Genomic DNA, 13,095 nt, shown 5'->3' with positions numbered 1-13,095 from the left:
TACATTTTCTATTTTTAATCGAAATAAAGTCTAAGCCATGCTGTCAGTGAAAAAGCAGGGAGTGAACAGTGGTGAACAGTCGGTGAACAGTTAACCCCTCAACTGTTCACCCTTTAACTTACTGTATTACTTATCTTTTTGTTTAAGGTGAACAGTAGTGAACAGTTATCAGTAAAAAAATAACCGGTGAGTGGGGTTTCCTGCGACCTCTTTCTGGCGAGCCGGGGTTACGTCCCTTTTGTGCCATCCCTGCCACAACCGTAATGAATCGCCCCGTTGTGTGGTGCACGGCAGAATGACCTCAGCCAACACACACGGAGAGCCAGAAATGATGAAGCCAGCAGACATTATTGCCGCCGCCATGAAAGCGACAACAGAGAAGCAGAGGAAGGAGAACGAACAGCGCGTGACCGTTGCACTTGAGGCGTTCACGCAGGCCCGTGACGCCCACACGGCCAGCATGAAAAAACTGTATGACACCGAAGCGGCCATTCGCCGCAGTGAACAGGAACGGCAGGCTGCGCTGGATGAAAGCGCGGAAGCGGAACAGAGCTGGCGCAGCCGGTTCCGCAGTCTGCGCGGTAACATCACCCCGGAAATGAAAGCCGAACACTCACAGCGCATTGCGAACCGCGAACTGGCGGAAGAGTTCACCGCCCTGATTGCCGAACTGGAAGACGACAAAGACAGTGCGATGCTCGGCGCATGCAGGTCAGCGCATCAGTACACAACCGCCCACAACACCGCATTCACCACGTATGCCGACGGTGAATGGGCCTGTGCCCTGACCGCCATTGACCCGGCACTGATACGCGCTTTTGTACTGCGCATCCGTTCGCTGGAGTTAAGCGGCAGTGAATCAGCATATGCCACTGCGGCCCGTGAGCTTGCGAACAGCCTGGGGACAATGAAGGCTGTTCACGAGTTTGATATGGCACAGGAGCCGGTATTGTCCGTCACCGGTCTGTACCGCCCGGCACTGACGGGGTTGGATATGAAGCTCTATAACAGCCCGGCTTCACGAAATAAACTCGCGCAGGCACTGACCGCAAAAAAAGCCGCTAACGGGACGGGGGTATAAATCATGTTTCACTGCCCGTTCTGCAAACACGCCGCCCATTCGCGCACAAGCAGCTACCTGTCGGAAAACGTCAAACGCCGCTATCACCAGTGCCGGAATATTGAATGCTCGGCCACGTTCCGTACCACCGAATCGGTTGACGGGGTGATACGTGCCGGGGTGCTTGTGCCGTCCCCGGAGCCGGACAGTCCACCGGCACCGTAAATACACCCTCTCATATACTGTTAAAGACCACGGGAGAGAACACCGTTGACCACACTCACACCACAACAGGCCTTTGACATCTGTCAGGCCGACAAAACCGTCTGGCTTAACCTGAAAACGGAACGGGAAAAGGCAGAGCAGGCACTGGACGACCATCTTTCCGGTGACAGTGAAAACTGCCCGGTCAGGGTGGCGGCACTGCGCGGGCGCATTGAGGCGAATAAATGGCAGATTAACCGGGCAGCCGGTCGCTATATCCGCTCGCATGAAACCTTACAGCACGTCAGCATGCAGAACGGCCTTGAGGGATTTATGCAGGAACACGGGGCCACACTGGCCGCCGTACTGGCCCCGGAATTAAAAGCGCTCAACGGCCAGCCGGACTTTATTAAACGTCGCGCCCTCGACCGCGCAACCACGTATATTCGTGATGCGCTGGCCGCGTGGCTGATCACTGGTCAGGAAATTCATTATTGTGCGCAGGATAATGACATTTTAACCGCCGCCGGACACAGGCCTGACGCGGCTTCGCGGGCAGATAATCAGGAAAAATATACGCCTGCACAGAACCAGATTTATGCGCGCCGGTGTGCAGACATGGCCGCGCAGCACCCCGCCTGAAAATCCCCGTAAATCCCGCTATTTTTCCTGAATTACGCCATGCATCCCCAGGGTGCATGGTTTTGCATGTGTTGACGCACTTTTTTTGCCCCTTCCCGCACCAGTCCCGGCGCGGCCTGAGCCGGTTCATGCACCTGCATTAAAACCGCCCCGTTAAGCGGGCAGGCGAGGCGGGGAAAGCACTGCGCGCAATAATGCATTTCTAACCTGATTTTTATTCATGCATAGCTTCAACGGATACACCTGAAAGTAACTATTTGTGGCGATCAATCACTTTTCCCACATGTAATTATTGCAATTGCCGACTCATGAATTTAAATTAATCACACTCTTGGGTAATGAGAATAAAAAAATGAAATACCAAATGCTTATTAACATATTAGACAAAATACGAATGGAAGCACCAGAAAGCCAAGAAAAAACCTACAAACCAGACCCAAATGATATTGAAAAAATCAATGCCGCAAGAGCACGGGCATTTATCCACTTATTTCTAAAAGTCAATTTCGGGTTAATGGAGTTTAAAGAAAGAGAAAAAAACATCACTGACTCCAGCTATGATGGTGGAATTGATGGGTATTATATAGATAAAGAAGACAGATTGATTTACTTAATACAATCCAAATTCAGAACAACAAAAACAAACTTTGAAAGCAAAGACATTTCATATGATGAAATTCTTTGCATGGATGTTGAGAGAATATTGAAAGGAGAGACACATGATGAAGCAGGCAATGAGTACAATGGCAAAATAAAGCAACTACAGAGAGAACTAAGTGAAACTGACAACATCACTAAATTCAATTACAAGATAATAATTCTTGCGAATTTAAAGGACATTCAACCAGCCAGGCTTCGAAAGCTAACGGATGGATATAATGCCGATGTTTTTGATTACACCAGAACCTATAACGAATTGGTTTTTCCTGTAATTTCAGGCACCCTTTTTACTGCACATGACATTTGCATACCTATTGATTTATCAGCCAAAAACGCCGGTAGCAAAATAAGTTATACAGTAAAAACAAAAGCAAGCACTTGTGAAATAACGGTTCTATTTGTTCCTGTTTTAGAAATAGCTAAAATAATGAGCAAGTATAAAAACTCCATTTTAAAATTTAACCCTCGTAGTTATTTAGAATTCCAAGGTCAAGCTGTTAATACATCTATACGGAAAACCGTCATAGATAATAGCACTAATGAATTTGCCCTATACAATAATGGCATAACTATGATTTCCGATGATACAAGCATAAATGAGAGAATCGGACAAAAGAACAAAGCTCAGCTAAGTATAAAAAACCCACAAATCATTAATGGTGGTCAAACCTCATATATCCTGAGTAGAATATATGAAGAGACCCTACCAGAAAAACTGGACGAGACATTCAACGAAAAAGAGGTGTTGCTTAAAATTATAACTTTAATTGATAATGATAATAATGAAACCAAACTTAAACTTATCGAAGCTGTCTCGGAAGCAACAAATAAACAAACCCCGGTAATCAATGCAGATAAATTCGCTAATGAGTCTGTTCATCAGAAAATACAGAGTGCTCTATTCGATCAGTTTGGAATGCTTTATGAAAGGAAAAGAGGCGAATTTGCTGATGGGGTGAACTCCGGATACATCGAGCCAGAACAAGTAATAGAGCGTAATTTTTTCCTAAGAATATATTTTTCGGCCAATGGTGATATAAACCTTGGGTCCCAAAAAAAGCTCTTCCAAAAAAACCCAGAAAGGAAACTCAAATTAACCAACGAAAAACTTCAAAGGTTTTTTATCGGCTATCATTTATTTGATCACCTAACAAAAAAACTAAGAAATAAAAACAATAACTTAAATCTAAAAAGAGTGGACAAATCTTATTACGGAAAAATCTACCTATATAACATTTTATTTCCAAAATCGACACCGGATGATATTAAAAATAACATAAGCGAACTAGATAGCAAGTGGATTGAGTTCATGACATTCGCAATAAAACAAAATGAAAGCATCAAAAAACTATGGATTGGTGGTTCTAACTTCAATGAAGAGAAATATTATAACTCCGATCATTTAGAAACCGATTTAAATATTTTCATTAGCAACAAATAATAAAAAAGGGGACACCCCTTTTTTATTATTACAAAATCCCATCTTTAAATATTTTCTTTACCATATTCAAACGGTGTAATGTAAGATTTTTTGTTAAGGTCGAGGTAATCTGCCCACCATTGGATCATTAATCTCCTTTCATCCAAATGCTCAGATGTATGAATGTAAGCCGCACGCACATTATTACGCTCTGAATGGCTTAACTGGCGTTCTATCGCATCATCGCTCCACAAACCAGACTCACCCAAAGCGCCTCGCGCCATCGTTCTGAACCCATGCCCACAAACTTCGGTTTTCGTGTCATACCCCATTGTACGCAAGGCACTGTTAACCGTGTTCTCACTCATGACTTTCGCAGCATCGTGATCGCCGGGGAAAAGCAGCTCTTTACCGCCACTAATCTGCTTAAGCTGTTCAAGCAAAGCCAACGCCTGACGGCTAAGCGGAACTATATGTTCCTCTTTCATCTTCATGCCACGATGAGAGTAACGCACGCCTTTAATTTCTTCCCGCTTTGCCGGTATGCGCCAGATTGCTTTTTCGAAGTCGAACTCATCCCAGCGTGCAAAGCGTAGCTCACTGGAACGAACAAAAGTGAGTAAAGACAGTTCAACGGCAATCCGGGTCATCATTCGGCCACGGTATGCAGCAAGACGAGCGAGAAATTCAGGGAAGCGGCTGGAAGGTAAAGCCGGGTAGTGGCGAGCTTTGGTTGTCGATAACGCACCGGCCATGTCACTGGCAGGGTTTGAGTCGATGTAATCGTTCTGTACGGCATAACGCATTATGGCCGTGACGCGCTGTTGCAGGCGCTGGGCAACGTCATGTTTACCGCTGGCATCAACTTTTTTAATCGGGGCTAACAGGTGGCTGGTTTTGAGCTGGCGAATATCGGACGAACCGATATAAGGGAAAATATAAAGCTCAAGATAGCGAAGAACACGCGACCGATGGTCTTCACTCCACCGCTTGTTACTGGCATGCCATTCACGAGCAATGGTTTCGAAAGCATATGCCCCCGAATTTTCGGCCTGAGCTTCTTTCTGTTCAGCTTTTGGGTCAATCCCCTGCCCTAACAGCTTTTTGGCTTCATCACGTTTTGCTCTTGCCTCAGCAAGCGTAACCGTCGGCCAGACACCAAATGCCAGGCGATCTTCTTTTTTGTCGGAAGGGCGTCGGTATTTCATGCGCCAGTATTTGGAACCTTTCACCGAAACCTCAAGATACAACCCACCGCCATCGGCCATTTTGTAGGTTTTGTCTTTAGGCTTTGCGGTCTCGACCTGTCTGGCGTTGAGCTTCATTTTGGGGGCACATTTCTAATCGAAGTTAAGATGCCCCCAATTATGCCCCCAGTGCCCCCCGGATTTCAACGGACGGACTCGGACAATACCGGATATAAAAACCACTGCATGCCTTGATTTTAAAGGGTTTGGTGGACTTTCTCGGATGGTCTTGGAAGAAGTCTTGGTGCCGAAGGCCGGACTCGAACCGGCACGTATTTCTACGGTTGATTTTGAATCAACTGCGTCTACCGATTTCGCCACTTCGGCACTGAAGGGGATGCTGATAGCGGGTTGCATTATACCTGTTGCAGATCCCGGCGCAAGCATTCCCCCGCCTTGTCGCGTCTAAATGCCGAAAAAATCGACACATCTCCGCTGCACTCCCCCGCTATCTGGAACGCTTCTCGCAAAACGCTGCAACGTGACGGCGGCGGTTTACATTTATCGCGTCTTGTTATCTGATCCTGTTACGGGTTTTACCCATTCCTCATATCCATAGATCAGGACAAGGCATGCGTTTCTATCAGGTTGAGCCCACGCTGGAGAACTACTGGCGCGGCATAATCCTCTTTGGCAAAAATGTCGCTTCCTACAAATTCGCGCTGGCCCATGCGATGTACGACGTGAAACGCGACGGCAGCGACCTCATCCTGCTCGAAGATCTCGCTGTCCCGTTCAGCCAGCATCTGTGTCGCCATCTGGCGCAGGCACCAAAGCAAATCATCTCCTCCAGAAGTCAGTATCTGGATGCCTGTCGCCAGTTTAATGCCGGGGAAATTGACCAGAATGCGCTGACAGAAGCGACGCTGCGAAACGGCTTTAATGTTGTGCTCAATGCATTTCACAACGTCAATCAGGGCGAAATCGAAAAACGCTTTTTTATCGACGAGCGTAAAACCCACAAAGGCATACGCCTGACGACAAATTTTCATCAGCTCACGGAAGGTATGCAGTATCAGAACCTGAAGCTGGAGACGGACGCACGCTGGAACCTGGTCGAGCAAGGCTGGGCGATGGGCGTGTCGCGTAACCTCATCACCGTGGAGCATGACGAACAGGACAACATGCTGTTCAGCATCCAGAATAACCGCCGTGTCGATATCACCAGTTGTCGCGACAGCCTCAACGGCTATCAGAAAGGCCGCTGCTTTTACTGCTTCGCGCCTATAAGCGTAGAAACCGGCGACGCAAACCTGGCCGATGTCGATCACTTTATTCCGTGGATGCTCAAAGACCAGGTGAGGAATGTGAATGGCGTCTGGAACCTGGTGCTGGCCTGTAAATGTTGTAACCGGGGTAAACAGGGGAAATTTGCCCACGTCCCCTCATTGAAACTGCTGCAGCGCCTGCACGATCGCAACGAGTACTTCATTACCAGCCACCTCCCGCTGCGCGAAACCCTGATGCGCCAGACCGGGGCGAGCACTGTAAAACGGCATGATTTCCTGTCAAATGTCTGGAACACTGCTCGCGTAAACTTATTCCACGAATGGGAGCCAAAGGCCGCCGGGCCGGATACATTCTGATGACCATTAACTACTATCAAAATCATGCACAGGCATTCTTTGCCGACACCATCGGCGTCGATATGTCGTCGCTCTACGCCCCCTTTGTCGCGCACCTTGCCCCGGGCGCACGCGTGCTGGACGCCGGATGCGGTTCCGGACGCGACAGCCGTGCGTTTCTGGAGATGGGATATGAAGTCGAGGCCTTTGATGCATCGTCCGAGATGGTGCGCATGGCCTCGCAACACAGCGGGCTGGCGGTTAAGCAAATGACATTCAGCGATGTTGATGCCACTGACCGTTACGACGGCATCTGGTGCTGCGCATCGCTGCTGCACGTGGAAGCACACGCTTTACCGCAGGTGATGTCTACGCTGGCGCAGGCGCTGAAACCGGGCGGTATCTGGTATGTCTCGTTCAAATATGGCGAACAGGAAAGAGAGAAAGAAGGTCGTCATTTCAGTGATTTAACCGAATCAGGCCTGACCGCACTGGTCAGCCCGTTACCGGATGTTCAGGTGGTGTCGATGTGGACGACGCAGGATAAACGCCCGGATCGCGCGGAAACCTGGCTTAACGCCTTGTTACGCAAAGATTAACTCCACCGCTCTGACTATCCTCTACACTCAAATCTCACACCATCATGAGGAAAGGCGATGTCGATTATCAAAAGCTATGCCGCTAAAAAAGCCGGGGCAGACCTGGAGCTGTTTGAGTACGACGCGGGAGAATTGGGTCAGGAAGATGTGGAAGTGCAAGTGGATTATTGCGGGATCTGCCACTCGGATTTGTCGATGATCGACAACGAGTGGGGCTTCTCTCAATATCCGCTGGTCGCCGGGCATGAAGTGATTGGTCGCGTGGTGGCGCTGGGAAGTGCCGCGCAAAACAAAGGGCTGAAAGTCGGCCAGCGCGTGGGCATCGGCTGGACGGCGAAAAGCTGCGGCCACTGCGACGCCTGCATTAACGGCGACAATATCAACTGTCAGGAAGGCGCGGTGCCCACCATCCTGAACCGCGGCGGCTTTGCCGACAAAATCCGCGCGGGCTGGCAATGGGTGATCCCGCTGCCGGATACCATTGATGTCGAGACCGCCGGGCCGCTGCTCTGTGGCGGCATTACCGTGTTTAAACCGCTGCTGATGCACCATATCACCGCCACCAGCCGTGTCGGGGTGATTGGGATTGGCGGGCTGGGTCATATCGCCATCAAACTGCTGCGGGCGATGGGCTGTGAGGTGACGGCGTTCAGTTCGAACCCGGCGAAAGAGGCCGAAGTGCGCCTGATGGGCGCGGATTATGTGGTGAACAGCCGCGATCCGGAGGCCTTAAAAGTGCTGGCGGGTCAGTTCGATTTGATTATCAACACTGTGAACGTCGATTTGCAGTGGCAGCCGTATTTTGAGGCGCTGGCCCATGGTGGCGCGTTCCATACCGTCGGCGCAGTGTTGAAACCGCTGGAAGTTCCAGCCTTTACGCTGATTGGCGGCGACAGAAGTGTCTCCGGTTCCGCAACCGGTACGCCGTTCGAGCTGCGTAAGCTGATGAAGTTTGCCGGACGAGCGAAGGTGGCACCGACGACCGAGATGTTCCCGATGTCGCAGATTAACGAGGCATTGCAGCATGTGCGTGACGGGAAGGCGCGTTACCGCGTGGTGTTGAAAGCGGATTTCTGATGTAACCCTCTCCCACGGGGAGAGGGAGAAAACCCGCACTCATATTTGCATCGGGAACCAGGCGTAGCCCGGATAAGCGCAGCGCATCCGGGAAATGGCGCTGTGCGGCCTGCTGCCCTCACCCCAACCCTCTCCCACGGGGAGAGGGCGAAAACCCGCACTCATATTTGCATCAGGAACCAGGCGTAGCCCGGATAAGCGCAGCGCATCCGGGAAATGGCGCAGTGCGGCCTGATGCCCTCACCCCAACCCTCTCCCATGGGGAGAGGGCGAAAACCCGCACTCACATTTGCATCAGAAGCCAGGCGTAGCCCGGATAAGCGCAGCGCATCCGGGAAATGGCGCTGTGCGGCCTGCTGCCCTCACCCCAACCCTCTCCCATGGGGAGAGGGCACAAGGTGGGGCCTGCCTGATAGTCGGGAGAGGGAAAGATTACCCCTTCGCTATCGCGGCAAACACGTCGGCAATCGCCACCGCGCCTGGGTCGGTGATGCCTTCCAGGTTCTCGCTATTCACATAGGACGAACGGCCTGCGCCGGCGGTCTGCATGGTCGCGGTTCTGGCAGCTCCCGCTTTTGCGGCAGAGGCGGCGGCATCCAGCCCACTGTCTTGCAAGGCTTCAAGGGCAGGTTGCAGCGCGTCGATAAGTGTCCGGTCGCCCAGTTCCGCGCCGCCATAATGTTTCATCTGGTGCAGTCCACGCAGCAACGCCTCCGGTAGCGGCTTGCCATCATGCACGGCCTGGCCCGCGGCGGTGAAGAAAATCGACATCAGCACGCCGCTGGAGCCGCCCATCACCGTTGCCAGCCGTTCGCCTATCAGTTGCAGCAACTGCGCGGTGTTGTTGAGAGGCAGCTCGCCCTGCTCCAGCAAATGGATGATTTCCCGTGCCCCTTCGGCGAACGTCGAGCCGGTATCGCCATCGCCCACTTTGGCATCCAGCGCATTCAGGCGGTTTTCGAGATCGACAAGCGTCCGCGCCGCCGTCGAGACCAGCGTTTTTACCTGCGGGTTTTCCGACGGTTCGATTTCCAGTTGGTTGTAAACGGGGCTGTGGCGCTGGGTTTTCATTGGCGCAAAAGGCACCGGCTTTTGCCAGCCGACGGTCTGTACATCGGCATTGATGGCTTTCTCAAATGTCTCGTTCAGGCGTAACAGCGAAAGGGAAAAGCCTTTCATATCCAGCGAACTGACCAGCGGCGCGGGGCCAATCAGATAAGCAATCTGATCTTTGAGCGCCGAATGTGCCAGCTCTTTGGTGAGCAGGGCCATCTCCAGCGCTGATACACCGCCCAGATTGTTGATTAACACCGCAACGCGGTCCTCCCCGGCCTGTGCTTTCAGCGGCGCAACCAGCGTCTCCATCAGCTTCTGGCTGTTGTGCGAGTCAACGGTGCTCGCCCCCGGCTCGCCGTGGATACCGAGGCCCAGTTCAACCTGCCCGCGCTGAATGCGGTCATCTTCATCGCTGCTGCCCGGCAGGTTGCAGGTCTCCATCGCCAGCCCCAGGCTCCAGACGCTCTCACTGGCCTGTCGGGCGATGTCGCGCACTTCGCTTAAGGATTTGCCCTGCTCGGCGGCGTAGCCTGCGATTTTATGCACCAGCGCCGTTCCGGCGATACCGCGCGGCTGCTTGTTGTCTGGCAGAGCGATGTCATCGGCGACGATCACCATCTCTACTTTCAGGCCGTAGCGTTTAGCCTTTTCTGCCGCGAGGCCGAAGTTAAGGCGATCGCCCGTGTAATTTTTAACAATCAACAGGCAGCCGCGATCGCCGGTGACGGCGACGATAGCGTTGAGCACCGCATCAACGCTCGGCGAGGCAAACACATCGCCGCAGACGGCGGCGGTGAGCATTCCTTTGCCGACAAAGCCAGCGTGGGCGGGTTCATGGCCGGAGCCGCCGCCGGAAATCACCGCAACGCGGGATTTATCCCAGTCGGCGCGGGCAACAATACGAATAGCGGGATCGATGTCGAGGCGAACTAAATTGCCGTGGGGAGCGGAAATCACCATTCCTTCAATGGCGTCATTGACCAGTTGCTTGCGGTCATTAAAGAAGAATCTGGACATAGCTTCCTGAATTTTTTGAGAACCGTAAGGAAAGCGTAGCCAGGATAAGAGAAAGTGTGTCGCGGAAATGGGGGGCGTTTAGTGCGGCCAGATACCCTCTCCCACAGGGAGAGGGATTAACACGCATGCGGCGGAAATGTCGTGTAGCCCGGATAAGGCGAAGCCGCATCCGGGAAAGAAGCAGAAACCTAGCTCTTACGCATCAATAGCCAGAGGCTAATCAGGAAGAACGAGGTGCTCGGCAGCAACGCGCCAATAATCGGTGGAATGCCGTATACCAGCGTCAGCGGGCCGAAAATCTGGTCCAGTAAGTAGAAAACAAAGCCGAAGCTGATCCCCGTCACCACGCGCACACCCATTGGCACGCTTCGCAGCGGACCAAAGATAAACGACAGCGCCATCAGCATCATCACCGCCACGGAAAGCGGCTGGAAAATTTTACTCCACATCTGGAGCTGATAACGCCCGGCATCCTGACCGCTTGATTTCAGGTACTTCACGTAATTGTGCAGACCGCTAATCGACAGCGCATCGGGGTCCAGCGCCACCACGCCCAGTTTGTCCGGCGTGAGGTTGGTCTTCCAGGTGCCGGTCAGCGTCTGTGCGCCGGTCACTTGTTTCGGATCGGTCAGGTTGGATTCATCCACCTGCGACAGCCGCCACATCTTCGTGTCTTTATCGAACTTCGCTAAAGCGGCATAGCGAACGGACTGTAAACGGCGCTGATCGTTGAAGGCGTAAATACTCACGCCACCCAGTTCATCATCGCTTTTCACCCGCTCGATATAGACAAACGTCTGGCCATCTTTCGCCCACAACCCCTGCTGGGTAGAGAGCAGCGAACCGCCATACATTGACTGTGCGCGTTGGTTACGCGCCATTTGTTCGCCCTGCGGCGCCACCCATTCGCCAATCGCCATGGTTAACAACACCAGCGGGATGGCGGTTTTCATCACTGACAACGCCACCTGCATACGGGTATACCCCGACGCCTGCATGACCACCAGTTCACTACGCTGGGCCAGCATCCCCAGCCCCAACAGTGCGCCAAGCAGCGCTGCCATCGGGAAGAAGATCTGAATATCTTTCGGCACGCTGAGGATGGTATAAAGCCCCGCCCCCATCGCGTCATAGCTGCCCTGTCCGGCCTTTTTCAACTGATCGACAAATTTGATAATGCCGGAGAGCGACACCAGCATGAACAGCGTCATCATGATGGTGGTAAAAATGGTTTTACCGATATAACGGTCAAGTACGCCAAACGCCTGCATTATACGGCTCCTCTGCCCATCACACGGGCGCGAATCCGACGCATCGGTACCGTGTCCCACAAGTTCAGACCCATCGCCAACGCCAGGTACGCCAGGTTAACCGCCCACATCCAAATAAACGGATCGATTTTGCCTTTTGCGGCATTGGATCGCAGGGAAGTTTGTAGCAGGAAGAACACCAGATACAGCAGCATGGCCGGCAACATCGACAGCACGCGTCCCTGACGTGGGTTCACCACGCTCAGCGGCACGACCATCAGCGCCATCATAAATACGGTGAATATGAGTGTCAGACGCCAGTGTAACTCTGCCCTGGCTCGTGGGTTATCCGTTTTCCACAACGTATCAAGCCCCATCTGCTCAGTATCGTCCGGGTCCAGCGTCACCGCCTGGTGGCCGATAATCGCCTGATAATCTTTGAAATCGGTGATGCGGAAATCACGCAACAGCGCCGTACCTTCAAAGCGGGTGCCGGTGGTCAGGGTGACTATCTGAGAGCCGTCTTTGAGTTGCGAAAGATGACCGGAATCAGCCACCACAACAGACGGGCGGGCATTGCCTTTCGTGCGAATCTGCGCCAGGAAGACATCGTGGAATTTGCTGCCTTCCACGCTTTCGATAAACAGTACCGAGTTGCCGTCAGAGGCTGGCTGGAACTGCCCTTGCGCCAATGCCGCCATGCCAGGGTTGGCTTTGGCATCGGCCAGTACCGATTCCTGATGGCGCGATGACCAGGGGCTGAGCCACATGACGTTAGCCGCCGCCAGTGCGCCAGTGAACAGCGCCAGAATCATCGCCGCTTTGACCAGCACAGCCCGGCTCAGGCCGCAGGCGTGCATGACCGTAATTTCACTTTCGGTATAAAGTTTGCCCAGCGTCATGAGCAGACCGAGGAACAGACTGAGCGGCAGGATAAGTTGCGCCATCTCTGGCACACCGAGGCCCAGTAGCGAGAGTACCAGGTTCGTGGGGATTTCGCCGTCGACCGCTGCGCCGAGGATCCTCACCAGTTTCTGACAGAAAAAGATCAGAAGCAGAATGAAGAGGATCGCAAACTGGCTTTTTAGCGTCTCCCGCGCAAGATATCTTATGATTATCACTTTATATTACGCCCGTAAAAACCAGTCTTTTTACTGGAAAATCGCTTGTTTCGTGGCTTAAACGTCATTTATTCTCTTGAGTCGTCGAAATCATCGCTAAGATTAATATACTCAGCGGTAAAACGTATCCGACCCGTATCTGACGTGCCGAAACCTAAGTATCGTTAAGATTAACAC

Annotated in this window: 12 protein-coding genes and 1 tRNA gene; 7 read left to right on the top strand and 6 right to left on the bottom strand. The window is 52.2% G+C overall.

All coding sequences use genetic code 11. The annotated features are described in order from the left end of the window. Positions 1-331: 331 nt before the first annotated feature. The 4 genes from sid (at position 332) to L2097_RS15520 (ending at position 4,007) form a co-directional block, all read left to right on the top strand. Complete coding sequence (sid, locus tag L2097_RS15535) at positions 332-1,081, top strand: capsid size-determining scaffold Sid (RefSeq protein WP_250353356.1); 750 nt, start codon at positions 332-334, stop codon at positions 1,079-1,081. Between the two features lie 3 nt (positions 1,082-1,084). Continuing rightward, positions 1,085-1,285: an ogr/Delta-like zinc finger family protein gene (locus L2097_RS15530; RefSeq protein WP_096980945.1), complete on the top strand. Its 201-nt coding sequence runs from the start codon at positions 1,085-1,087 to the stop codon at positions 1,283-1,285. A gap of 45 nt (positions 1,286-1,330) precedes the next feature. Next, positions 1,331-1,906: a phage polarity suppression protein gene (locus L2097_RS15525; protein ID WP_250353233.1), complete on the top strand. Its 576-nt coding sequence runs from the start codon at positions 1,331-1,333 to the stop codon at positions 1,904-1,906. A 352-nt stretch (positions 1,907-2,258) separates the two neighbouring features. Beyond that, positions 2,259-4,007, top strand: a complete 1,749-nt coding sequence (locus L2097_RS15520) for an AIPR family protein (protein ID WP_250353232.1) — start codon at positions 2,259-2,261, stop codon at positions 4,005-4,007. A gap of 44 nt (positions 4,008-4,051) precedes the next feature. Here L2097_RS15520 and L2097_RS15515 read toward each other — a convergent pair whose 3' ends face one another. Both L2097_RS15515 and L2097_RS15510 read right to left on the bottom strand, forming a co-directional pair. Then, entirely contained in the window at positions 4,052-5,311 is a 1,260-nt protein-coding gene (locus L2097_RS15515; RefSeq protein ID WP_250353231.1) for a tyrosine-type recombinase/integrase, read from the bottom strand. 164 nt (positions 5,312-5,475) lie between these two features. After that, positions 5,476-5,560, bottom strand: a tRNA-Leu gene (locus L2097_RS15510). Positions 5,561-5,805: 245 nt separating this feature from the next. On the opposite strand from L2097_RS15510, the gene L2097_RS15505 reads away from it, so the two are divergent. The 3 genes from L2097_RS15505 to ahr are packed head-to-tail and all read left to right on the top strand — an operon-like array spanning position 5,806 to position 8,474. Next, complete coding sequence (locus L2097_RS15505) at positions 5,806-6,819, top strand: HNH endonuclease family protein (protein ID WP_250353230.1); 1,014 nt, start codon at positions 5,806-5,808, stop codon at positions 6,817-6,819. Continuing rightward, a complete protein-coding gene (locus tag L2097_RS15500; RefSeq protein ID WP_250353229.1) occupies positions 6,819-7,397 on the top strand; it encodes a class I SAM-dependent methyltransferase in 579 nt (192 codons plus the stop codon). Before L2097_RS15505 ends, L2097_RS15500 begins: the two co-directional genes overlap by 1 nt. A 57-nt stretch (positions 7,398-7,454) precedes the next feature. Continuing rightward, entirely contained in the window at positions 7,455-8,474 is a 1,020-nt protein-coding gene (gene ahr, locus L2097_RS15495; RefSeq protein WP_250353228.1) for an NADPH-dependent aldehyde reductase Ahr, read from the top strand. Positions 8,475-8,906: 432 nt separating this feature from the next. Here the strand turns inward: ahr and L2097_RS15490 are convergent, their stop codons facing one another. From L2097_RS15490 to L2097_RS15475, 4 genes are all read right to left on the bottom strand, one after another. Beyond that, positions 8,907-10,547: a dihydroxyacetone kinase subunit DhaK gene (locus L2097_RS15490; protein ID WP_250353227.1), complete on the bottom strand. Its 1,641-nt coding sequence runs from the start codon at positions 10,545-10,547 to the stop codon at positions 8,907-8,909. A gap of 188 nt (positions 10,548-10,735) precedes the next feature. Then, the gene (lptG, locus tag L2097_RS15485; protein ID WP_047372006.1) at positions 10,736-11,818 is read right to left on the bottom strand and encodes an LPS export ABC transporter permease LptG; all 1,083 of its coding nucleotides are present in this window, start codon (positions 11,816-11,818) and stop codon (positions 10,736-10,738) included. Further along, complete coding sequence (gene lptF / locus L2097_RS15480; protein WP_085005227.1) at positions 11,818-12,918, bottom strand: LPS export ABC transporter permease LptF; 1,101 nt, start codon at positions 12,916-12,918, stop codon at positions 11,818-11,820. Before lptF ends, lptG begins: the two co-directional genes overlap by 1 nt. Before the next feature lie 64 nt (positions 12,919-12,982). Then, positions 12,983-13,033 carry a hypothetical protein gene (locus L2097_RS15475; RefSeq protein ID WP_216637209.1) on the bottom strand — a complete coding sequence of 17 codons (51 nt, stop codon included), beginning with the start codon at positions 13,031-13,033 and terminating at the stop codon, positions 12,983-12,985. Positions 13,034-13,095 lie beyond the last annotated feature (62 nt).

This window comes from Citrobacter sp. MNAZ 1397 (genome assembly GCF_023613995.1).
In the GTDB taxonomy this organism is placed as follows: Bacteria; Pseudomonadota; Gammaproteobacteria; order Enterobacterales; family Enterobacteriaceae; genus Phytobacter; species Phytobacter ursingii.
This window is presented reverse-complemented; position numbering and strand designations above follow the sequence as displayed.